Here is a 24245-nt window from a genome sequence, read left to right on the forward strand (position 1 = left end):
GTTTAAAGGCACACTGCGTCACAATAGCCAGCCAACCTAAGACCTTCGTGCTCAATCCGGAAGCGAGCAAGCGGGTCGTACCATGGGCTTGCGCGAGTGATGAAAGTTGAGACTCGAGGGGCATCCGACAAATATGTCCAGTTACCCGTTTGAAACTTCCGCGATCCTCGATGGCATCCGTCGCTGGGTCGAGATCGAGTCCCCGACGGAACGGCCGGATCAGCTCAACAAGCTGGCTGACGTCGTCGCGGGCGGCTATCGCGACCTGCCGGCTGCCATCGAGCGCATTGCGGGACGTGAACGTTGCGGCGATCACCTGATCGCGCGCTCGTCATGGGGACAGGGCGTGCCGGGCATCCTGGTGTTGAGCCATCTCGACACCGTTCATCCGATGGGATTCATAAAACGACTACCGTTCAAGACCAACGGTGACAGCGCGTTCGGCCCGGGTGCCTACGACATGAAGGGCGGCGCCTATTTAGCCTATCACGCATTTCGGCAGATCTGCGCCGACGACGCGCGCCCGCCGCTCGGCATCACCCACCTCTACGTGTCGGATGAGGAGATCGGCAGTCCCACCTCGCGGGCCCTGATCGAGGCCGAGGGTCGCAAGGCAAAATATGTGCTGGTTACCGAACCGGCGCGCAACGGCGGCAAGGTCGTCACCGGGCGGAAGGGTGTTGGCCGCTTCGATGTCTTCATCAAGGGCGCGCCGGCGCACGCCGGCGAACGCCCCGAACACTGCCGTAGCGCGATCCGGGAGCTAGCCAATGTGATCCAGACGCTCGAGGCGATGAACGATCTTTCGCGCGGCATCACCGTCAACGTTGGCGTCGTCCGCGGCGGCACCAAGCCAAACGTAATTGCCGAACAGGCCCATGCGGAAGTCGACCTGCGCGTGCCGGCTATGGCACATGCAGACGAGTTGGTGTCGAGAATTCTCCGAATCACCTCGCGCACCGATGGCGTTCGCCTGAAAGTATCGGGCGGCTTGAACCGTCCTCCCTATGAGAAGAGCAAGGCCGGCGCCACGCTATACGAACACGCCAGGCAACTTGCCGCTGAGATTGGTTTCGAGCTGCTCGATGCGTTCAGCGGCGGCGGCTCCGATGCCAATTTCACCGCGCCGCATACCGCAACCCTCGATGGCCTCGGCGTAGACGGCAAGGGCGCGCACACGCATCATGAGCAACTCTATATTTCATCGATCGAACCTCGCGCGCGGCTGCTGTATCGCCTCTATCAGACACTGCGATAATCCACGCATCGGTAGGCGAGCGAACTTAAGCGGAGGGCGTCGCGCAATCCGCTCTTGGTAGCGAGCACTCGATCGCTGGACGTGGCAAGCCTTTTCGACAAGGACCCTGCCAGCCGCAGAACCATTCTGATGGGAGCGCCACTTTTTAACGCAGATCGCGCGCTGGGAGCTCTCTACCCGTCGCGGAGGTCCGTCCCGACATACCTTTGGCATGTTCATGCGAAGTTGTCAGAAAGGGCTTGAATCGGACGTAACGTTAAGTTGTACGATCTTACGGTTGGCACGCATCTTCATCCCCCGCCGCGACTGGAAGGATTGACGAATGTCTGAGTTGGTCAGAACAACCCCGCACTGGTTGGTCATGATCTTCATCCCCGACGGCCTTCCGGTCGAAACAGTGACGCAGCGCGTCTTGACCGCAGCCTTACGGCTCGCGGCTAGTTGCAAATGGTTGAGCATTGCAGAACCGCAACACTGTGGCTACCGCAAGCCGGGCCTGCAGCGAGCAGGCGACGTCGGACAAGATCAATGCAGGGTTCGGTGCAGCGCCACTGCAGGGCGCGGCCTTTTCCCGATATTGAACCCGCCCCGCTCTTCTGGCGGGAGACAGCCCCAGAAGCAGTCCGCCGAATGGGCTCTTCGCTCCGCTCATGCCGGCCTACCGGCGCATTCTCGTGCGCAGATGTGCGACAGGCCGTGAGCCTCCTCGACAGGCCGTGAGCCTCCTGAGGTTTTCATAGGGCCTTAGCTGCGGGTGTCACTCGGCGTGACCGGAACAGCACCGGAGAGATTGCCTGGTATCCTGGAGCAACAAGTTGAAAGAGCCTGACGGCGTCAACAAAGTCTTGTTGATCGACCATATTGAAGGCCAATGCCGGGCCATCATCGGCGTCAAGGATGGAGATACCAGAGCTGCCTATATGTGCGGCGAGCCTGTCTGTCAAAGACCGGGCAAGAAACAGTCGTCATGGTGCGCCTACCACTACGGTCAGATGCACACGACCGCCGCCGAGCCGAACAGAACGAGTAATCAGTCGTCAGCGATTCGCCAGGCAATATCCGTTGATCGCAACCATCGCAACAATCAATAGCCACGTTGTCCTGCCGAAGGGTGTGATTATCGTGCAACGGGCAGCGAACCATCTGGTGGGCCTCGCGAGCGCGTTGCGATACCTGTTCGAACCGTTGCGCGGAGCTGATTATATGGAGATTTAGTTGGACCTCTGCACCCTAGTTGAACGCAACGCAGCGTATGCTCCTGATAAAACCGCCATCCGTTTCGAGGGGCAGACTCTAAGCTACGCGAGCCTCAGTCACCGGATAGGGCGGGCGGCCTGCGCCCTCAAGATCCAGTTCGGGGTAGAGCGAGGAGACCGGATCGCGATCCTTAGCCTGAACCGACCAGACTATCTCGTGCTGCTGTATGCGTGCGCGCGGCTCGGCGCAATTCTCGTACCTCTAAATTGGCGCCTCGCGCCCGCCGAGCAGCTGTTCATTCTGTCCGACTCAGGAGCAAACGTGTTGCTAGTCGAGCGGTCCTTCGACGCAGTCCTGCCTATTGTCGCGACGCGGCTGCCTTCTGTTTCTGTTGTCGGGCTAGACTTCGCACCTATCGGCGGAAACAAACTGGACGATCTTTTGGACGCAGACTGTGGTGACGGACGCAATCCGGGTGCGGACCTGTCTTGCCCGCTTTTGATAGTCTACACTTCGGGCACAACAGGACGACCGAAAGGTGCCGTACTGCGTCAGGAAGCGCTGCTCTGGAACGGCGTCATGAGTCAGCACATGCATGACCTCACCTCGGCCGATCACGCCTTGACTGTCCTGCCACTGTTCCACGTCGGTGGACTAAACATCCAGACGACGCCCAGTTTGCATCACGGCGCGACGGTTACTATTCACAGCCGCTTTACAGCGGAGACCACTCTCGACGCGTTCGAGCGCGATCGACCCACTCTGGCAGTTTTGGTGCCAGCCATGATGCGAGCCCTGACCGAGAATGCCCGATGGGATAGCACCGATCTCTCCGCGCTCAGGGCAATCTGTACCGGATCTACTATGGTGCCCCACGATCTTGTCGAGCTCTTTGTCGCGCGCGGCGTGCCGGTCCTGCAGGTTTACGGTTCGACGGAGACCTGCCCGATTGCTGTGTATACTAAGCTCGGCGGGGGTCTCGTGCCCGAGGGATCGAGCGGCCTCGCAGGTCTGTGTTGCGAAGCTGCGATCATAGATGATGCTGGGCACACGCTGCCGGCCGGTGGCGCAGGCGAGATCGCCGTACGCGGGCCCAACGTCTTCTGCGGATACTGGGAAGATCAAGAGACAACCCGCAAGGCTCTGGACGGTGGCTGGTATCGCACCGGCGACATTGGTAGTCGCGACGCCGACGGGTACTTTTGGGTGCATGACCGCAAGAAGAACCTGATCATTTCCGGTGGAGAGAACGTCTATCCGGCCGAAGTTGAACGTGTGCTTGTTGGTCATCCGGATGTTGCAGATTGCGCCGTCATCGGTCGACCGCATCCGCGTTGGGAAGAAGTGCCGGTCGCTTATGTAATCAGGCGACCGGGCGCCCGGATCGAAGCAGAAGCGCTGATCGCGCATGTCCGGTCGCAGCTCGCCCGTTTCAAGGTACCGCACGAGATCATTTTCACGCCAGAGCTACCGAAAACTGCGTTGGGCAAGGCCCAGCATTTCATGCTGAAGAAGGCTGACGCGAGATCAAGCTACAAAGCAAATGGCAATTGAGTTCGGCGGATTGCACGCTAGCTGTACTTCTCAGCGACCCGCAGGTGACATCGTGACGGCGCAAAATGAGCTTTTCCGCCTGGGCATCAACAGGCTGTGCTGCAGCGACTTCGCCACTGTTGACCGTCTCTCGCTCTGATCACATCCCAATGCGCAAAGGTCACTGATGCCGCGGATCATAATCATGAATGCCGGCACGGCGCAAATGTCGGGCTCCGATCTGGTAGCAGCTCAAGTTTTGCTCGCCGGCAACTCGGTTTACCGTTCGGCGTGGTTTGCTCAGGAAGGCGATCTGATAGTGTCCCCCCTATCTATCCCGACGGATCTGCTCTCCTACGTTGGCGCGACGCTGAATTTCGACGCCTCCAGTCTTTCATTGCTTGTACCTGGAGACGGCCGCGAAGCGCCGATTCTCAACGATTACGCACTGCTGTCTGACAGCATGGTTGAGCAAATCAACAGGCATATTCGTCAGAAATCATCCTGGAGCATCTATCCCTGCTACTCCAGCGAAGGCGTGGCGCGGCTGGCGTCCGTGCTGGGTATACAGCAGACTGGCGACGAATTCGCTCTACAGCGTGGGCCTGATCTATTGAATCGCAAGAGCCACTTCCGTCAACTGGCGACAAGTGTCGCGCTTCCGTTGCCCAATGGTTCCATAACGACGAATTCGAACGAACTGTTCCGAGCGGTCAACTCGCTCCGGCACGAAACCGGCAGGGTCATTGTGAAGCTAGACAATGGGGCCGGCGGGGTCGGAAATGTCATTCTGAGCAGCAATGAAGACGGTCCGCTACCCGGGGCGAGAGAGACCCGACAGATTGCCTGGCCGTCGTTTGATTCGGATGTACTTTGGTCTGAGATCACAACTGCGTCATGCAAGACGCTAGTGGTCGAATCGTACCACTTGGCGCGAACTCCGTTCTATCTCGAGTATGAAATCGAGCGTGATGGCTCAATCACTTTCATCAACAGTGGAAATATTCGACTACGCCAGAGCACCGATCGATCTGAACGGGCTCTGATCTGGACAGGACTTGAGCTTCCAAGCGATCTGGGGAATGAGCAATGGTTGACTGCGCAGGCGCATGCCTACCGATTCGTATCTCTTGTACGCAATCTAGGATATCGCGGACCAATTAATATTGACGCAATTTTCGCGAACGACGGACGGCTGCTATTCAATGAAGTGAACGGCCGCTGGGGTGGCGGCTCGGTGTTGCATAGCATTGCCGTCCGGCTCCTGGGCTTCGACTACTCGGGCTCCTACGTTATTTCATCCGTGAGGAACGTTCGATCGAGTTCGCTCCGGACTGCACATGAACGTTTCGCCAAGGAGGGTTTTCTATTCGATGGCACACGCAAGCAGGGCGTGATACCGCTTGCCGTTGACGAAGAGGCTGGCACGGTGGAGTGCCTCGTGATTGCGTACGACCGGGCCGCCGCCGTCGATCTGAAACAACGGCTCCTCACACTGGTTTGATTGGAATCACAGTAACCACATCTATCCTGCCACTCCATTCATTCGAACTTGCCCCTGCTTCCGGTAGTGTGCTGGAGAACGGTATCTGGGAGATGACCCGAAATCCGCGTTCGTCTCGCATGATGCGGATATCCCTTGCCGGCTGCGCTGTTCAGCCGGAGACTGATCCGGGCGAAAACCGGTGGTCCGATGGAGTCCGTCAACGCAGGCCGCGATCAGTCCTGGGGCGATCCCGAAGTGCCGGTCGATCGGCGATGAGGCGCTCGAGGTGCAGCGGCTCACGGTCCGGCCGCTCTCCTTGCGCCAAGCGTGTGACCGGCGCTCGCGTCGCGTCCACCACGAAGGCTCGGCATTCATAGCCGTTCTGCTGCTGGGCCATCCGTCCCGCTTGAAAGCGGGAGCCGAGACGTGCTGCGAGCTATTCTGCACGGCGCCGTTGCAAAGCCCGGCAGAGTCATAGTGATAGGCAACCGCTGCTGTCGGCACGCGCCAATCAACCAGCAGCAGCGACCAATGCGATCCGCCGCCCTCAACTCCAGCATCATTCACCGGAACGAACAAGAAGTTGGCGACATCTGTATCTTCCTCACTGAAGATCTGCAGCACGATCGGCAGGCGGTCGCTCTCACTCGGAACCAGGCGCAATAGCTGGGCTTGCGCCGGCTGTACGAATCCGGTCTGGCGAGCAAGATCTGGATTGTTCCAATACAACTCCTTTTCAACCAGGGCGTAATCGGGGGCGATATGTTCGTCCTGCAAGCATTCGGTCAGGCCAAGCCGCTGTCCGCTGTGCCCATCCACCGAGGTTGTGGGAGTCACGCCATCGGTCCCGGCATCAGTTGGCGTGCGTGATGGCGCAAGCTGGCCTTCATCACGCAATTCTTGAGACAGCAAATCAATCAGGGCCTCGACACCCCGCTAGACATCAGACGAACGCGTCTCGACAGCGGATGGCGTTGCCGGCAGCATGCTCCAATCAAAGTCGGGCGACGTCGGCAGCCACCAGCTCGAGGGGGATCCAGCTGTTGCCGGCCGTGCTACTTGCTCTGCCTCCGGCGCGTGCTCGGGGCTGGCTAACCCGGACCACGCCGGAAGGTCTTCCAACGCCCCCAGAGCTGATCCTGATCGTAAACCGCCGGCAGAAGCAATGGCCAAATGACAGGTCCCTGCGGCGTTCCTTGTTGCGAAGCGGCGTCCACAACGTCCCCCGAGGCAGCTTGCGGCGCCGTCCGGCAGCCTTGTCCACTCTGTTCCTGTGAAACAGAAGCATCCGGCTGATTGGCTGGAGGCTGCGCCAATGCTTCGGCTACTGAAACGCTGATCTGGCTCGACTACCGCTCGAACGCGCCGTTTTGCGGAGCATTGTCGATCCTTTGCCTCTTCGCCGGTCTGGCGCCCGCCGCCTCGTGCTCATCATCGCCAAAAACGTGCTCGGTGGAGAGGAAATCGCCCCAATCAGGTGCATTGATCAGCCCGTCCGCGGAAAATCGCATTCTCGTAGTTCTCGCTCAAGGGGTCTACGTGCTCACCGGGATCTGGAGCCTCGTGAGGGTACGGAATCCGCGCGAGCGGCGAGAGGGTGCTGGCTGCAGGCGGTAACGCCGAGAGTAGTCGTACTCTTCCGTGGCAACATCCGCATGCGAATTGGCGGCTCCTAGTGGTGCATTATCAGGCGCAGCTTATCAGCCGTGCGCCTGAGTTCCACGGCGCGAACACCTGCGGCCGATTTGGCCAGATGTGCCAGTGCGGCACTGGTCTTTGCATGACCGCCGGACCTCTTGTAGGTCTCGACATCCTCATCCAGCGACTCGTCGGATAGTCGGGCGGCAATGCTCTGCTTGTGGTTTTGGCGCAAGTAATTGCTGAAACCGACAAGGAAAGGTGCATAGTTTCTGGCAGTCGGCCGGGATTCTGCGGCTTTGTAGTCTTTGATCAGGTCCGCATCTTCGGGATAAGGGCTGAGCTCAGCACGGGGCTTCCTTGGCGCAATCCCGGCAGCCGACTGAGAGGCCCGCAGATGAGCCAGTGCCGCCGTGATCTGCTGCTCGCCCCCATTCGCCTTAAATGACGCGGCATCTTTATCAAGCGACTCCTCTCCGGTCCGGGCGGCAATCGCCGGTTTGTTATTTGCTAATAGCCACTGGCTCAATTTGCGAATATGACGGGCGATCGCTTGGGCGCTTGCTTCTTCGTATCTGGCTGCGACGAGTGCCTTCTCGAGCGCCGAAACAAGCTGCGCGTCTTCGGGATGGAAGAGGTTCGCGACCGTTTTGGCGCGACTTGCATTGGGTGCAATTCCGTCTGCCGACTGTGAGGCCCGCAGATGTGCCAGTGCCGTGAGAGCGCGCCGTTTGCCACTCTTGTCAAAAGCTGCTGCGTCCTTATCCAGCGACTTATCGTAAAGCCTGGCAACAATGGCCAGCTTTTCATTTGCAAAAAGCCATCGGCTGAATCTTCGGAGAATCCGCCCATTGGTTTGGGCGGTGATCTTCTCGAAGCTCGCCTTGATGAGTGCGTCCTCAAGCGCGGAAATGAGCGGCGCATCCTCAGCATGCAGAGATGCAGGCTTTCTCGCACCGGTCCGCAAATGCTTTAGCGCGGCACGGATTGCCCTGGAGCCACCGGATCGCCGATAGAGATCCATATCTTCGATGAGCGACTGATCCTTATCTAGCCCATCCTCGTTGAGGCGAGCGGCAATGCCCTGCCTGTTGTTTTCGCGCAGGTAGCGACTGAAATCGGTCATAACACTTGCATAGGTTCTGGCAATTTTTGATGTGCCAGCGGTCGCCGCGTCTTCCTTGTACTGCTTGATGCATGCCGCGTCGTCCGGGTAGGCCTTTAGGTCAGGCTGGCCTGCGACCGGCGCCACTCCGCCCGCCACCTGAGAGGTCTGCTCCGGCACGCCACTACCCGCATCGGCGATCTCTCCCGGCTGTTGTTCGAACGCCGCCGCGTCCGCCGAGGGGGAGACCGACGAGTTGTCTTGCGCGCCCACGCTGCTCGACTGCTGAAGCGCGCGACCAGGAGAGGGATCGTTCATTCGCTGTCACTTTCGACGGTGAAATATCTGGTCTCGGCTCCCGCATGGACAATCGGGCAATCAATCGAGGGCGATTAGAGCATCAGCTAACCGCTTTTCTTCGCTGCCTCTTGCACTAAACCCCGGCTTCGCACCCACCGTCCCAAATGGTCCTAGCATCTGCCTGTCTTGCTAGGCCGGACAGCTGTCGAGAACCTGACGAGCCCGCAGCTTTCTACGAGCGGCGCGACAACACGGTCGAGCACGCGCCAGAACACCCGTAGTTCGAAAGCAGTGACGAGGTCGTGCCGCGATGTTGCCCCGGTATTCTTATGAGACAAGTTGTGCGATCATGGTTTCTTCCAGGGCTCCGTTCAGCATTTCGGCAGCCTGGGCGAGGAGCAGCCTGTCCGCGTGGGTGTTTGCGCCGACTCCCTTAAGCCAGAGCGATTTCGGTCGCTGAATTCCACCATCTACGGCCACGCTCATTGCGGCGGGCGGATCAGCTGACGATCGGCGCCCATCGAACGCATCTCCGCACTGGCCCTCCAAAACAGATGGACCCAGCAAAAACGTGTTCACTGCTCGAAGCGCCCGGTTCCCACTTTGACCAATGTCTTCGTCACCTCGTTCCGGTGGAACCTAAAACGGCCGACGTCCCCTTTGTGCGCGCGAGCTCGCTGCGGGACCGTGACGGGTCACCACGTCATTCCTCCGAATGGCTCTCGCCGACGGTCTTCGGCGGATCCCGATTTAACAGCGCGTTCCGCAGCGACAAACCGCTTCGCAGGACAGATCTTCTGCAAGATGGGTGCGATCTGCCGAACTCAGCGTGAGACCTCCGCGCCACTCAACTTACTCGCAGGTACTCGAGCTAACTTGCTTCATGGCCGCTGGTAGAGCTTTCGATGACGCGCCGGTTTGTGCCGCTGCGCTTCGAACAGAAGTAGACCAGCGACCGTCGCTCCCCGGCGGATACAGGCTTCACCTCATGCCGCAGCCTACATGTTGTGACAAGCACCGCTCCAAATGGTGGTCGAAATACCTGCTGCTCGTACGCGCTCGGATATACGACGAATTCGCCACCCTCAAACTCTTGCGCGAGCTGCACAATTACGGAGTACTCAAAGTCTGGATCGCTCTCGGCATCCAAATGGATGCCGACAAACGAACCGGGAGGCATACGATGCAACTGGCATCTGCGAATCACATAATCTGACGATGCTCCCAGGATCGTTTTTAACGCGAATCCGCGCTCTTTCCTTTCAAGCAGATCGATGATTTGCCTCGGCGCTGCGCCATCCACATTGCTGGGACTACGGCCTGGCGGATCCACCCTCACGCGCTTGACAAAGACGTTGTGCGAGTCGCCAGCATCTCCCAACCGCACCTCTTCTTCGGGAATCTCAGCCTGCAGCTGATTGATCCTCGCCAGTTCATCCTGTGTAAATAACGTCTGGGAGCCGATCACGATCGTACCCTTCACCAAGAGCTCTACGCGGAATTTCGTGAGAGCCTCTTCTGAAAGTAGGCCCTTTTTGTCATTTGCTGAACGCGCCATTGGCTTCACTCCGGGGTTTGTTCTTCGGTGCAGAGTTTGGGTCCTGGTTGCATCGAGCCGAATGCTTGTTCCCAATGCTCGCCATCGAACTCGTCTATTCTGATGCTTTCGATCGTTGTTTTATCCAGGCATCGAACATTGATGCTGAATCCGGCTGGGTTCGACCGCGGCCGATAGAATGGCTTGACCCCGCAAACCCGACAAAACGTGTGCCGGGCGATGTTCTTGTTGAACTGGTAAGTGATGAGGAACTCTTCGCCACATTCAATCGTGAGCCTATCGCCAGGCACCAACAAGTGCATAAATCCAGACATCTGGCAGATCGAGCAATTGCATCGAACTGCAGAGAGCTGCCGCGGCGCCCGGACACGGAATTTGACAGAGCCACAATGACAATGGCCACGGTGTTCGATTTCAGATCGGTCGTTTTGTTCAAGTGAGACAATCCGGAGCAGATCGTGGCACCACTGCAAGTTCAGTCGATAGGCTCGATCGAACTCGTCCAAAAAGAAACCGTTGCGATCAGCCGGAACAAGTTCGCCAATGAGGCGGCTTGTCATTTCTCCATGATACCGCTCGGCTGGATCTTTTCCACCGACGTGGCTCCGGAAGTACTCAAGATCGTCGGGGCTCGCGTCAAAGGTTTTGACCGTAGTGGTCCACAGCGCCTGGATCATGTCCGCAGCATGCAACTCAAAGGCGACCATGTAGGCGCAACGCACCACGGGGTCTTTCGCTGACAACCCATCATAGAGAGAATGCAGGTACCGGTTCGTCGTGGCGCTATAGTTGGGACGTATTGCTCTGCCGAGCAGTCGCGATGCATCCCTTCTAAACAGATTTGAGTGAAAATTTTCGGTCAGCAGAATATCGGGTAGCGCCGCCTTGCCACCCTGGAGAACTCGGCCATGGCCGCCCGTCTCATCCCAACAAATGAAATTAGCGACGACGCTGGTCAGTTCAATATCCCTGGGAAGATCCCGATTATGATGCATTGCATCGAATATGAGATCTTTTTGCGACCCTGCCTGCAGGTGGGGAAACGCCTGTGACATCGCCAGGTATTCAGGCAGCAGGCTAACAACCTGCTCTTTGGACAGCTCCTCAGCAAAGGGGTGCGCGCCAAACAGAGCTCGCGCACGCTCAGTCAAATGCGCGCAAAAACTCTGCGGAGGCTGATCCGGTGAAAATCGAGAAGCTTGAGAAGACGTCATTTGGACGATAGCCATGAGGGGAGAACGAGCCCTGAAGAAGCGAATTCTCGTCGGGACCAGCTATTGGCCAGTCGAGACAGACGAGCTGGTTGGCGCGATGGCGCTCATGATCGCCGTCGCCTCCGAGGCGAACTCTACTCTTTGCATCCTCGCGGCCCCCTTAGCCGGGCGTCTTGAGCCCAATCCTGTTCACACTTGGAGCACGCCCATTGATTGAAGCGGCTATAATTCTGTCGGATTACGATCCAGATCAGCCCAATTCCGCGCATGGCTGGCGCCTCCAGGCATCACGCGCAGATTCATGGTGAGTTATCGGCCCGCCCAAAAGCATCGGGATTTTGCGTCACAGGAGGGGGCTCTGTTTGCGCGATCGAGCCTCGCTTGACGTCGGTCGCAAGATGCATCGAATCCCTGCGGTTTCTGCTCATTGCTCATTTTTGACTGTCTACGCGCTTGGGACAGCGCTGCTAGATGGAGGCGTGTCTACCGCGCGCTTAGGAGCTTCCGCCGCGATCTGCGCGAGATGTCGGCAGCTCGCCCCCACGAGCGTCTGAGAAAACACCGCCGCTGCTCTTCCCCGTTCCGCCTGCACTCGTCCGCTCCTGTGGTCTTGCACGTTTCCAGCAATCGCCGTGCCAACCCTGGTTTCGGGCCATAAGTTTCGAAATAGTTTGGTAAATCGTTCATGCCGGCTCGTCAGGACAGGTGTCTTGAGTCTGACACGGGTTGCATTGGCTGTCGGAAATCGAGCAGCGAATAAGTGCCAACCTCTGCCCACGAGGGGCATACGTCCTTGACCGCCAGTTTCCCCCGAATAAGCCTCATAGCTGCCGTGAGCCGGCAAACGAGTCGCCTCAGGTATTCGTCAATTCTTGTTTGAAGTGAAGTGAGCTTGCGGCAATTGGCGTTGAGATCTGCTGGTGCTCCGCGAACTGGCGTTGAAATATGTGCACTAATCTAATTATCGCCGAAAATACGCCGAAAAGATCAGGCGCCTTCCGCTCGGTCGGTAATGTCACCAATGACAAAGTCACGGCCTGATGCAATTGGGCTGGCGTGAGGTTTTCCGAACCGGCCATTTTTGACGGGAAGGAAACTCGCTTGTCACAGACACTTAGTCAGCACGGGGCAGTTAAATCGCGCGTCAATGCGATCCTGCGTGCAACCAGCGGCAATTTCCTCGAGCAATTCGACTTTTTCCTGTTTGGCTTTTACGCCAGCGCTATCGGACGAGCCTTCTTCCCATCCGAAAGTGAAACAGCCTCGTTGGTCAACACTTTCGGCGTGTTCTGGTTGGGTGCCTTAATGCGTCCAGTAGGCGCAATCGTCCTCGGCGCCTATATCGATCAGATCGGCCGTCGAAAAGGCCTGATCATCACACTATCGATCATGGCGATCGGCACTGTCATTATCGCTTTCTGTCCCAGTTACGCGACCATTGGCATTGCAGCCCCGATTATCGTTCTGGCTGGACGGCTGCTGCAGGGTTTTTCCGCCGGCGTCGAGGTCGGCGGCGTTTCAGTCTACCTGGCGGAGATCGCAACCCCAGGCAATCGCGGCTTCTATACATCCTTTCAATCGTCTAGCCAGCAGGTCGCGATCTTCGTCGCGGCGAGCGTGGGCTACCTGCTGAACGAGTCGATGCCGGCCGAAACCGTAGCCTCCTGGGGATGGCGCATTCCGTTCTTTCTCGGCTGCCTTATCATCCCGCTTATCTTCGTTCTTCGTCGAACACTGGAGGAAACGCCGGAATTTCTGGCGATGAAGAAGCATCCGAAAGCCCGCGAGATCTTTGCCTCGGCGCTGGTCGGCTGGCGCATAGTCGTTCTCGGAATGATGATGGCGATCCTGAGCACGACGACCTTCTATTTCGTCACCGTTTACACGCCCACTTTCGGCAAGACGGTCTTGAAGCTGTCCGCTCAGGATGCTCTCCTGGTGACGCTCCTGGTCGCCATGACCAATTTCATCTGGAATCCAATTGGCGGCGCCGTCTCCGACCGTATCGGCCGAAAGCCAGTTCTGCTCGCCATTGCCGGCCTTGCATTGATGAGCGCGTATCCGGCCTTGAACTGGCTGGTAAGCGCTCCCACCTTCGGCAAGATGTTGGTGGTCGCGATGATGTTCTCGTTCTATTTTGGCACCTACAGCGGAACTATGTTGGGCGCGCTCGTTGAGATCGTGCCCGCGCATGTTCGCACAACTTGCTTTTCCCTGGCCTTCGCACTCGCTGCCGCCTTGTTTGGGACCTTTACGCCGTTGGCCTCGACCTGGCTCATTGAGCGGACCAACGACAAGGCTTCACCGGCGTATTGGCTGATGTTTTCAGCCACGCTCGGCATCATCGCGGCACTGACCATCTATCGGGGCACCGCCAAACCGTCGAGAACCGCGGACCGTTCACACCTTGAACCAAATGACAGCACCTTGGGCGTGCAAACGGCATCGCCCTAGCATGGTGCTCCCGGATACAGACAGGTTTCGCCTCGTCGTCACCGCGGTCTCGAAGCTGGACTTGTGTTTTGGTCTGACCGACCTTCTATCCAGATCAACCATCACGGGCTGATACCGCAAGTTCGGCTTCGAGCTTGGGTTGATGCTTGAAAATAGCGTCTATCAGTGCCTGCGCGGGTTGCTCGGTGGCCTCAACCAAGGCCGCCTTCTCAGCGCGTGCAGAGGGGGCGAACACTCGCTTGACGACGGTCGGTGAGCCCTTGAGACCGCATTTGGAGATGTCCTCAACGCCTGCGTCGTGCGCGCTCCATTTCACGATCGGCGCCCGTGCGGCACGTAAGGCATCCGCCATCGCGCCGCGCCGAATCTGGTTTGTCGCCTCCAGCATGGTGATGAGACAGGGCAGCCTCGTGTGCAGGACCTGGACACCACCTTCGGAACGTCGTTCGGCTTCGATTGTGTGTGCGGCGAGATCCAGGGATCTGACCTTGGCGACGTAGGTAAGCTGCAGCACGCCCAGGCGCTTTGCGATGCCGGGCCCAACCTGCGCGGTATCGCCGTCGATGGTCTGCTTGCCTGTGAAGATGAGGTTTACCGGGCCATATTCCTTACCGATCTTTCGGATGGCTGTTGCCAGTGCATACGTCGTGGCAAGGGTGTCGGAGCCCGCAAAGCATCGATCAGTGAGCAGTACGGCGCGATCGGCACCATAGGTCAGCGCCTTCCTCAAAGAGTCTTCCGCCGACGGCGGGCCCATTGTAAGCACGGTTATTTCGCCGCCAAACCGATCGCGCAGTTCCAGCGCGGCCTCAAACGCAAAGAGGTCATATGGGTTGATGATGGTCGGCACACCCTGACGCATGATCGTATTGGTAACGGGGTGCACGCGAATCTGTGCAGAGTCGGGAACCTGTTTGATGCAGACGACATTGTGCACGGAGTTGCTCCAGAAGTTACGGCACTACGAAGAGAACAGCAAGTCTCGTACCACAACGACTCTCCTTGGACTGTGCTCGCCATCACAAAGGCCTGGACGGAGCCGATCGAGCGACCTGACCCGGTTTTGTGAGGGACGAATACCGACATGCGTCGAAGCCCGCGACAGCGCCGTGCCGCCGCCGGGCACGTCAGGTAAGTGACGCCAAGGTCCTTGCGCTCAAAACCGCTTGATCTCGATCCCGTATTTCCTCAACGCGTAACCAATCTGACGCGGCGTTAGCCCCAGCAAGCGCGCTGCTTTTGCCTGCACCCATCCAGATTTTTCCATGGCTGCAATGACTCGCTCGCGATCGGCGATCTTCGCGCCACTTACGAGGACCGTGCCGGGAGGAGCAGCCAGCGAGGCCAACTCGCTGCCGCCTGGCGGAGCCGGCGCGGTCGCTTCAGGTAGCGGAGTGATCGACTTAGCCAGTACCGGCGTGCTCGGGACCGCCGGCATGATCATCTCCTCCGATGTACTTTTCCACAGCATGGCGGAAAGACATTGGCCGTGGCAACAAGCGAAATCATTTCTCACGATCGCTGGCCCGGCGGACAGCGTCGCCGTACGCTGAATGCAGTTTTCGAGCTCTCGGACATTTCCGGGAAAGCCGCAATTCATCAGCACATCGATCGCGCTCGCATCCAAGGTGAGCGTACGCCCGTTCTCGTTATTGAAGTTCCTGAGAAACTCGTTGGCCAGCAGCGGAATATCACTGCGCCGCTCACGCAGCGGCGGCAGGAGCAAAGGAACGACGCTGATCCGATAGTAAAGGTCTGCGCGAAACTCGCTCTTTGCTACGGCCTCTTCCAGGTTCCTGTTGGTCGCTGCTATGACACGAACATCGACCTTGATGGTCTGGTTGCTGCCGACGCGCTCGAACTCCTGCTCTTGCAGAACTCGCAGCAATTTCGCCTGGAACGGCGCCGAAATCTCGCCGATCTCGTCTAGAAATAGTGTCCCTTTGTCAGCAAGCTCGAAGCGCCCCTTGCGCGAGCTGAATGCGCCGGTGAAGGCACCTTTTTCATGGCCAAACAATTCGGACTCCAGGACCGTCTCAGGCAGCGCCGCGCAATTCAGTTTGACGAAGGGCCGCTTGGCTCGAGATGACGACTCGTGAATGGCTTTGGCTACCAGTTCCTTTCCGGTCCCGGATTCACCGCGCAGTAGAACCGTGCTGTTCGATTTGGCTACGATCGCGATCTTATCGAGAAGCCCACGGAGCGCCGGGCTGTCGCCAATAATGCCATGAACTTGGACCTTCTTGCGATCCCGTGCAGGTTGCCTAAGCTCAAACAATTGCTTTTGTAGCCGGTCCTTCTCCACCATCAGCCGTTCGCGGTCGCAGGCGAACAAGCGGTGCAGCTTCACTGTCTGTCCCACCAGATTGGCGATCATGGCAAGCAGCCGTGCGTCGTGATCGAGCCGCAGACTCGACCTTTCGTCGCGGATACGGTCGACTGTCAGCGTACCCACGACCTTGGGGTCGATGCGAATTGGCACTCCGATGAACGAGACGGGTGTATTATCCGAGGCACCCAGCACCTCGAGGTCGGCAGCGCTGAATGCCGGCTCGGCTGCCACATCCTCGGCGACAAGAGGCCGGTCCTCCACGACGATTTGATTGATCGCCTTTCGGGGCAAGCGCATCCGGTACCGTTCGTCGCTGCCTTCGCTCCAGCCGTCGCCCACGGTGATGTCTGGCATCCCGTCATCGTCGAACAGTGAGACGATGCCGTGTCGCATCTGCACAAACGATTGCAGAAGCTCGAGAACGTTGGCCAAGGTGACTTCAAGCCGGCAAGGAGCGGTCAGTATCTTCGATATTTCGAAGATGCCGGTCAGTGCGCTCTCGCGCAATGGCTCGACGGAGAGCTCGCGTTGCGGCTCCACTTCTGAGGCAGGTCTTTCGCGTGCGGAAGCGATATGCAGCATGAGGCGGTCTCCGTTGTTTTGGTCATCCGCCCTGGCGACTTGTTCTGGTTTGCGAGCTTCGTTAGGCATGACATTCTCGATCTAGGGCCAAGTGTTGACGAGACGCCGTAGAAGCGTAACAGCTTTTCGTGGCACGACGATAAACTTTCAGTGCGTTTCTTTTGCGGAATGGATGCCCGACGTCAGCGTAGAACGTAGGTTCCACTGCTGCAGCTCAAGTCAGCTGCCTTGCAAGGCGAGGCCGATCACAGATGTTGCCCACCGTTGATCGGCAGCTCGGCTCCCGTGACGTAGCTCGCAGCATCTGAGCACAGGAAGAAGATGACCTTGGCCACCTCATCGGGCGTTCCCACTCTGCGCAGCGGGATAGTAGGCACAAGACGCGCCTCGGTTTCGGGCGACAACATGTCCGTCCCGATTTCGCCGGGAGCGATCGCATTCACACGAATGCCGTGCGGCGCGTAATCATGTGCCATTTCGCGTGTGAGACTTGCAAGCGCCGCCTTCGACGTCGCATAGGCACTTCCAGCAAACGGATGCACCTTCGATCCGGCGATCGAAGTCACATTGACGATCGATCCTGACCCAGCTTTCAGGTCGTCAAACAAACCCTGCGCCAGCAGGATCGGAGCCACGAGATTGAGATGGAAGACCCTCATCCAAGTCTCGGTGGACGTCGTCAAGGACGTTAGCCGGTCACCATTAGGTGTTTTCGGCGAAATCCCGGCATTATTCACCAGGGCGTGCAACACTCCGCCGCTCAAACGTTTTTTCACCTCGCTCACCGCGCTCGGCAGCATTCGATGGTCGCTGAGGTCGATCTGGACATGATCCTCGTTCCCTGATTCCCACGGGCAGCGCTCGCCGTCAAACGGCTGGCGCGCGCAAGAAATGATACGCCAGCCGGCTTCTGAAAACAGCTTGGCAGTAGCGTGACCAATTCCGCGCGATGCGCCAGTTAGAAGCATCGTCTTCCCTTCTCCTCGATGCGCGCCGGCTTTATCGGCATGAAACGGACAAGTCGAGTGCATCGCCAGCAGCGGGCTCGGGATCGGATCGTCATTTGGCAAATCGAGAGCCACGCCCACCTCCTCTCCTGTTGCGTGCTCGCGCACTCCAAGCAGGAATTGAGCCACCATAACCGAGGCAACGCCGCTCCGGCTTTGCGGCCTGGTGTCGCAGAACGCTTGGCAGGTTCGCAACGGCGCATTCGCTTTGCGACAACAATGGCATGTTAGCAACAAAAACGTCGGAACCGCGCGCTCGCCTAAATGAATACGGGCCTGGAAGCGGCGCGCCCTTTTCTGTTTGCGCAATCCGCGAAAGCGACAGCTGGGCAGCATTTGTCGCGGAGCAACGATCGGTCGGTAGGATCAGGCCTGTTAAGCCGCGCCGTTCAGCGATCCGAAACTGACGTTATCATCCTGGCACGTCCGATTTCCCTACAGCTGCCCGACCTGTCACGCACAGGCCCGTTTGACGGTCGCATATCGCCGCGAATTCCTTTCGCGTATCGTGAACCGGTTCGCTGATTGTTTGAACGGGTCCCCGGTCGCGCCTGCGTCAGTTGGGCGAGCGAGCGGCAGACGGCCTTGAGGACTGTTGCGCCAATCGATCCTGGCCAACAGATAGTCCAGCTACGCCGGAGAGATCGTTTCCGGATCACCCGCGACCGATGTCCCGATGATTCTTTCTTCTCCCTAGCCTTTTGGTGAATAAGTATACTCCCTGCCAGGCGTGCCAGACACCTTCACAAGATCGCTGCGGCGACAGCGGAAGACGAAGATGCGCGCTCAGCGGGTCCAGCACCTTGTACGTCCTACACTTCAGCTGCTAACGGCGGAAAGCTCCTGGCATCAGACTGTCGCACCCGCGCCTTCGAGGTTCTGCAAAGGAGGCACTGTTGGCTCATTTTTCAGTGCAAGGCGCTGCTCGACCTCCCAAGGACATCAATGCATACCATCCCGTCTAACGTCGGCCGCGGTGATATGAGAGTGCAGCCTTGTCCTTGCCCGACGTCAGGACCAACCAAATTCCCAAGGTTCGCGCGAGGCGAAGACGGAGATAGGCGCGCACCTTTTTAGCGCGGCGAGGCAATTGTTGATCGACGTCGGGCTTCGCACTTCCGAGGGTTAACGTCCTCCAGGATAACCTCGCTGCCAGCGGCCACTTCGCCAACGATTCTACGCCGGGAAGACACGTGATAGCACTTTTTGATGCAAAGAGCGGCCATCAAATCAGTGATGGTAAGCTCGACGTTCATGTCCTCACGACCTCTTGGGAAGCTTCTTCAATCAAGATTAGTCGGCTCGGATCGTTTAGGTCGAACTCTATGACGCGTGGCGCACACAGGCGTGCATAGCGTGTGAAAGCGCTTGTCGGAGGAAAACGAATTGCAGTGTCGCACCGCGCAAGGAGATACATTTCGGTAAGGGCGGCAAACCCGCCCTCGACTCCGAGCGCCCCGCTGTGCAACGGTCCGGCCTGAGGGGGCTTGAAGCGCTTGGGAATCGTGAAAACATCGGGAAATATTGCCGAAACCTGCTCAAGGACGCGCGCGCTGTCCGTGCACAGGAACGCCCTCACTGGTTTTGTGTGCGGCAACGCCTTGGCCCTTTCGATGGCATTACAGACCTGTCGCAGGGCGCGCTCCGGATCGGTCCAATAGGGAGCATGCCCCATAATGTCCTCGCCGTTGCCGTGTCGAACATGAATGCCGATCATACTGTATGGCTCAAAGTGCTCGCGATAAATGGCATCAATCCGGGCCTGACTCTCAGGGCGTGGTTTGATGCTCCGAAAGATTTCCCGTTCTGCTTCTTGATCGCAGCGCCACATCAGGCAGGCGTCACAAACGACAGTGTTCGCATCGCTGTCTTGCTGGCCTTGAAATAGTTGATCGAGTTCGTCGCGCTCTCGGAAAATTTGCTCGTCCGGCCGATAGACGCAGTCGATCGATGGCTTATTCCACCAACTCGGGAAGAATGGTCCTGGCAACGAGCGCTGATTGATCTGGTCGTCGCAAATCACCCGTACGCCGGCAATGTCCTGAACTGGTTCAAAGAACACTGGAAAGGCATTGACGAAGGGTTGGTCGAGATAACAAGACCCCCGCCAATCGATGACCAGGTTACGCCCGGTCCGCTGTGCAAAACGCCAAGCAGCCGCCAGCGACCACAGGCAGTCGCCGAATCCCGTACGTCGTCGGGACACTACGAACCTATCATTCTTCGAACCGCTCTGCATGGCCTCCTCCCGGGCTCCTGGTTGGACGAAAGACGCCATTGCAGACATCTCATGTATCATCTCGTCCGATGTCGCGGTCTGAAATTGCGGTGGCGGCGAGCTGCGTCGGTAGAACTTCATATCAGTGCTATCCGTGATGCGCCGATATCTCGCAACACGTTCCGTCTTTTCTTGAGCGGTGTTGCAGCGACGTGCCGATTTCAGCCAAATGCCCGATGCCCGCTCCGTGCGTCGGACGGCCTGGCCTTCTCACATGCAGGCATAGGCATGGCCATGCTCATGAGTTACGGCTATGTTTTGCTTTACACTTTATTGCGGTCCCGGGCCGCGCGCGGCGGAAGCAGACGAATGCCTCGCCGCTCCCACACGAGCCGCAATTCCTTCACGAAATCTTCACGCTTGGCCTGGCCCAGCATGGTTGCGTCGAGCAGCCAGCCGAGCGACGCCTCGCCCTCGATCCGCATCAACATCTCGAACAGCTCATGCGAGATGCGCATACTATCGTGGGCGGAATGTCCCGTGCGGATCTCGCAGACCGTCTCCTGACGATCTACCGCTACGTGCGAGCGGACACGATGAAGCGATGCGTAGGGTGGCAATGAAACGCCTAATGCGCTCCAATCCTGCAATGTTGCCGTCCGCTTCTTGACCAAGAACGGCCCGACCACAAGTCCGTCCAAATCGGTCGTCAAGAACGCAACAATCGCGTCTGACACCGAATCAACGATGGGCTCGGCATTGTTGTTAAACGACGTGTTTAGAAGAATCGGTATTCCAGTTCGCTTTTTGAACTCGTTGATCAAATCCCAATAAGCAGGGTTCGTCTCGCGCGACACCGTTTGCAGACGAGCGGTCCCGTCAACGTGCGTGATCGCACCGAGCACGCTGCGCTGGGCTTCACGCACGCGAACCACAAAGTTCATGAACGGCAGCTCCCTCGTGCCGCTTGGAAGCTCGAAGAACTCGCTCGCATGCTCAACCAGTACAGACGGCGCAAATGGACGATAACTCTCGCGCTTTTTGACCATCTCGTTAATTCGGCTCTTGTTATCGGCTGGGCGCGGGTCCGCAAGAATGCTGCGGTTACCAAGCGCACGTGGGCCGAACTCAGAGCGGCCCTGAACCCAGCCGATTACAGCGCCATTTGCCATCCAGTCTGCCGCACTGGATGCTATGTCATCACTTCGTTGAATGTCGAGGTGGCCTGACCATGCGTTGAGCTCACGCTCCACGGCTTGCTCATTGCCGAGATCGGGCCCCCAATAGACGTCCGGCAGTCGCTCGCGCGGCGCCGGCCTGCCCAGCTCATTTGACACGATCAATGCAGCGCCGAGCGCGCAACCGGCGTCGTGCGCCGCAGGTTGAACAAAGATGTCGTCAAACAGCCCGGAATAAAGCAGTTTACCGTTCAGCGTGCAATTATGGGCTACCCCTCCAGCCAGGCACAAGCGTGCTATGCCTGTCGCTTCACGATGGTGCCGCAGGATGTGAAACACGATCCGCTCCAGCGCCTCCTGCAGCGAAGCGCTGACATCTCGATGTTGTTGGGTGAATGGCATTCCTTTTCGCCGAACCTCGATGTGGCGGACCAGGGCCGGCGCGATACGATCCAGGTGAACGCGATAGCCACCCTTGTCCAACAACTCGTAGAACTGCGCGAAGAGTTCGCGATAGGGAGCGGGATCGCCATACGGGGCAAGCCCCATCACTTTGTACTCGTCGAACAACCCGTAGCCGAGATATCGGATTGTCTCGAGATAGAACAGCCCCAGGGAGTTACGTTCCGGGAAGCTTGCAAGCTGCGCAATTTCGATGCCAGACCCCACCGCCAATAAGCCGGAGAGGAAATCGCCACTACCGTCGACCGCGAAAATGAGACTTTGTTCGAACCCCGACATGGCAAACGCGCTCACGGCATGGGCTTCGTGGTGATTTACGAAGGAAAGCCGCGTCGGATCGATATCGGCGTCGAACTCCCGTGCCAGCAGCTGGCGCATCAACAGTTTGGCGTCCAGCGGCACGGGCTTGGAAACAGAAAGACGCTCGAGCATTGTATTGCAGTAGGCTTCAGTCGCGTAGAACGCGATACGGTCAATCTCGCCGAGCTCAACTCCTGCGGTAGAAAGGCAGTATCGGATGGAGTTACTCGGCAACTTGTTGGAGTGCTTGACGCGGTTGAGCCGCTCCTCTTCGACGGCAGCAATCACGCGGCCATCCTGCACAAGAACCGCAGCACCATCGTGAAGAAATGTACCCGGCAGCTCCGGCGAGCTTTCATAGATTCTGTCAAGACCACCACTTATTCCTAGGCACAACATCCAGCTCTCCATTTGATCATGGCGGAACGACAACTGCGTTCCACCTATCCAATCTGTGCGGTCACGCTCCGTCGGGCTCGCGAGCCAGACAACACCATACAAATTTGCAAATCCGTCTTGGCGCTTCGCGACAGGCGGTCAGAATGTAGCGGTGCAGCCGTCGGCACCGATCGACTAAACAAACGGCCAGAGACCTTGCTCGATCGCGGCCTCTCAAATCCATTGTAGCGACCGCTGCGATAGACCAAGTCATTCCGAGCTACCGCACGACGCATCTGACTGTGACTTTCTCCATTCTCGCTGAACTCACGTCAACGCAGCAGACGGCGCCGAAATACTGCTATCGACGCAAAAAAGGAAAAGACCGTGTAAACGCAAAGCGCAGCGACATGCAGGACAGCACCGTCGACACCGCGTTCAAGCATCGCTGGGCGAATAAGGTCGACCGAATGTGCGAGAGGTAACAAGCCGACGAAATGCTGAAATGAGCCGGGCAGTTGGCTCGTCGGAAAGACCACGCCACACAAGAACACCATAGGACTAAGAACAAGTGTTTGGTAAAACACGAAGTAATCGTAACTTGGCGCAAGAGATATGACGACCATGGCCAGGCTGGCGAAGACAAGGCCAGTAAGGGCGATTGTTGGCATCGCATATAGAATGGATAGCCATGATGCATAACCTAGCGTGACCGCGACGATCCCGATCGCTGTTCCGGCCAGAACGGACTTACTGGCCGCCCACACCAGTTCACCCAAAACGATATCGCCAAGCGTGAGCTCAGTGGAGAGGATTGCTTCCCAGGTACGCTTGGCGTCCATGCGTGCAAAGGCTGCATACATGGTTTCAAAGGTCGCGGACGTCATGGCACTGGTCGCGACCATGCCTGCCGCCAGGAACGCGATGTACGACGTCCCCTCAACGCGCCCCACGATCAGCCCAAGGCCAAAGCCGAGGCCAAACAGATTGGTCAAGGGATCCGCGAGGTTGCCGAGAATCGATGCAAGCGCCACTTTCTTCCATGCTAGGAAGTTACGACGCCATACCGCGATCCAGTTGTACGCGTTAGTGGGCATCACCGCCGCATAACTTTCACCCATCACTCACTTCTCCATCTCGCGCCCGGTCAACCGCAAAAACACGTCTTCGAGATTTGGAGGTCGCTGCAGAACACGAAGTCCCGCTTGCCCCCGCAGTTGCACGCGGACCTGCTCCGGATATGGCGCATAACAGAAGAGCGTCTCTCCACTCACTTCGATGTGCCGCGCATGGGGCCTGATCAGCTCGCGGAGCTGATGTGGATCACCTCCATAGATTTCGACCACGTTGCAGCCAATATGCTCGTCGATTAGCACATCTGGCTTGCCTTCGGCGATCTTGCGTCCACCCTCGAGGACACACAGCCGATCGCACAGGCGTTCGGCCTCTTCCATAAAGTGAGTGGTCAAGAGAATCGTCTTGCCCCGCGCCAGTAGAACTCGCAGACGCTCCCAGATCAGGTGGCGGGCGTGCGGATCCAAACCGGTCGTCGGCTCGTCCATCACGAGCAGATGCGGGTCATTTATTAGCGCGCGTGCCAAGGTCAGTCGCCGCTTCATGCCACCCGACAGTTCTGAGACCCGTGCGTCCGCCTTGGTTTCGAGCCGCGCGAACTCGAGCAGCGACGGTAGGACGGCCTCGATCTTGCGGGCGCTCATGCCAAAATAGCGACCAAACACCAGCAGATTCTCGCGTACGGTAAACTCAAGCTCAAGGTTGTCGAACTGCGGTACGACACCGATCCGCATGCGTGCGACACGAGCGCGCGCCGGTACAGGTTCATTGAGTACCATGATCTTGCCTGCGTCCGGCGAGATCATGCCAAGGAGCATACGGGCGATCGTGCTCTTGCCGGCTCCATTTGGCCCGAGCAGACCAAAACACTCTCCCCGGGCAACCGAGAACGACAGTTCATCGACGATAGTTCTGCCGCCAAATGACTTTCTGACGCCGGCAAGGTCGATTGCTACCGTGGACATGCTCAT

Annotated in this window: 17 protein-coding genes; 5 read left to right on the plus strand and 12 right to left on the minus strand. The window is 58.2% G+C overall.

The window, feature by feature from the left end; genetic code table 11:
- Positions 1 to 133: 133 nt before the first annotated feature.
- The 4 genes from AKN83_RS28005 to AKN83_RS40740 all read left to right on the plus strand — a co-directional run bounded on the left by AKN83_RS28005 (position 134) and on the right by AKN83_RS40740 (position 5492).
- A complete protein-coding gene (locus tag AKN83_RS28005; protein WP_050404903.1) occupies positions 134 to 1258 on the plus strand; it encodes a M20 family metallopeptidase in 1125 nt (374 codons plus the stop codon).
- An 815-nt stretch (positions 1259 to 2073) separates the two neighbouring features.
- Positions 2074 to 2349, plus strand: coding sequence for a hypothetical protein (locus AKN83_RS39985; protein WP_128089451.1), 276 nt, complete (start codon positions 2074 to 2076; stop codon positions 2347 to 2349).
- 124 nt (positions 2350 to 2473) lie between these two features.
- Entirely contained in the window at positions 2474 to 4009 is a 1536-nt protein-coding gene (locus AKN83_RS28015) for a class I adenylate-forming enzyme family protein (RefSeq protein WP_050404904.1), read from the plus strand.
- Between the two features lie 184 nt (positions 4010 to 4193).
- Complete coding sequence (locus AKN83_RS40740; RefSeq protein ID WP_244522130.1) at positions 4194 to 5492, plus strand: preATP grasp domain-containing protein; 1299 nt, start codon at positions 4194 to 4196, stop codon at positions 5490 to 5492.
- A 21-nt stretch (positions 5493 to 5513) separates the two neighbouring features.
- On the opposite strand, the gene AKN83_RS39990 is transcribed toward AKN83_RS40740, so the two are convergent.
- The 5 genes from AKN83_RS39990 to AKN83_RS28035 all read right to left on the minus strand — a co-directional run bounded on the left by AKN83_RS39990 (position 5514) and on the right by AKN83_RS28035 (position 11304).
- The gene (locus AKN83_RS39990; RefSeq protein ID WP_157113601.1) at positions 5514 to 6311 is read right to left on the minus strand and encodes a hypothetical protein; all 798 of its coding nucleotides are present in this window, start codon (positions 6309 to 6311) and stop codon (positions 5514 to 5516) included.
- 512 nt (positions 6312 to 6823) lie between these two features.
- On the minus strand, positions 6824 to 6985 hold the full coding sequence (locus AKN83_RS39995) for a hypothetical protein (RefSeq protein WP_157113602.1): 162 nt from the start codon (positions 6983 to 6985) through the stop codon (positions 6824 to 6826).
- Between the two features lie 161 nt (positions 6986 to 7146).
- Positions 7147 to 8535 (minus strand): hypothetical protein, encoded by a 1389-nt coding sequence (locus tag AKN83_RS28025; protein WP_050404907.1) that lies wholly within the window; start codon positions 8533 to 8535, stop codon positions 7147 to 7149.
- An 853-nt stretch (positions 8536 to 9388) separates the two neighbouring features.
- Positions 9389 to 10075, minus strand: coding sequence for a 2OG-Fe(II) oxygenase (locus AKN83_RS28030; protein ID WP_050404908.1), 687 nt, complete (start codon positions 10073 to 10075; stop codon positions 9389 to 9391).
- Between the two features lie 5 nt (positions 10076 to 10080).
- Complete coding sequence (locus AKN83_RS28035; RefSeq protein WP_244522131.1) at positions 10081 to 11304, minus strand: GFA family protein; 1224 nt, start codon at positions 11302 to 11304, stop codon at positions 10081 to 10083.
- 1086 nt (positions 11305 to 12390) lie between these two features.
- Between AKN83_RS28035 and tcuC the strand changes: the two genes are divergently transcribed.
- Positions 12391 to 13743 carry an MFS transporter gene (gene tcuC, locus AKN83_RS28045; protein WP_050404910.1) on the plus strand — a complete coding sequence of 451 codons (1353 nt, stop codon included), beginning with the start codon at positions 12391 to 12393 and terminating at the stop codon, positions 13741 to 13743.
- A gap of 94 nt (positions 13744 to 13837) precedes the next feature.
- Here tcuC and AKN83_RS28050 read toward each other — a convergent pair whose 3' ends face one another.
- From AKN83_RS28050 to nodI, 7 genes are all read right to left on the minus strand, one after another.
- Positions 13838 to 14680 (minus strand): electron transfer flavoprotein subunit beta/FixA family protein, encoded by an 843-nt coding sequence (locus tag AKN83_RS28050; protein WP_050404911.1) that lies wholly within the window; start codon positions 14678 to 14680, stop codon positions 13838 to 13840.
- A 219-nt stretch (positions 14681 to 14899) separates the two neighbouring features.
- Positions 14900 to 16657 carry a nif-specific transcriptional activator NifA gene (nifA, locus tag AKN83_RS28055; RefSeq protein WP_244522132.1) on the minus strand — a complete coding sequence of 586 codons (1758 nt, stop codon included), beginning with the start codon at positions 16655 to 16657 and terminating at the stop codon, positions 14900 to 14902.
- Positions 16658 to 16902: 245 nt separating this feature from the next.
- Complete coding sequence (locus AKN83_RS28060) at positions 16903 to 17739, minus strand: SDR family NAD(P)-dependent oxidoreductase (RefSeq protein WP_050404933.1); 837 nt, start codon at positions 17737 to 17739, stop codon at positions 16903 to 16905.
- Positions 17740 to 18916: 1177 nt separating this feature from the next.
- Entirely contained in the window at positions 18917 to 20023 is a 1107-nt protein-coding gene (locus tag AKN83_RS28065; protein WP_083992274.1) for a nodulation protein NodZ, read from the minus strand.
- A 182-nt stretch (positions 20024 to 20205) separates the two neighbouring features.
- Entirely contained in the window at positions 20206 to 22221 is a 2016-nt protein-coding gene (locus tag AKN83_RS28070) for a carbamoyltransferase family protein (protein ID WP_050404935.1), read from the minus strand.
- A gap of 311 nt (positions 22222 to 22532) precedes the next feature.
- On the minus strand, positions 22533 to 23321 hold the full coding sequence (locus AKN83_RS28075) for an ABC transporter permease (protein WP_050404912.1): 789 nt from the start codon (positions 23319 to 23321) through the stop codon (positions 22533 to 22535).
- Positions 23322 to 23324: 3 nt separating this feature from the next.
- A complete protein-coding gene (gene nodI, locus AKN83_RS28080; RefSeq protein WP_083992275.1) occupies positions 23325 to 24245 on the minus strand; it encodes a nodulation factor ABC transporter ATP-binding protein NodI in 921 nt (306 codons plus the stop codon).

The sequence above is a fragment of the Bradyrhizobium embrapense genome, assembly GCF_001189235.2.
GTDB classification, from domain to species: Bacteria; Pseudomonadota; Alphaproteobacteria; order Rhizobiales; family Xanthobacteraceae; genus Bradyrhizobium; species Bradyrhizobium embrapense.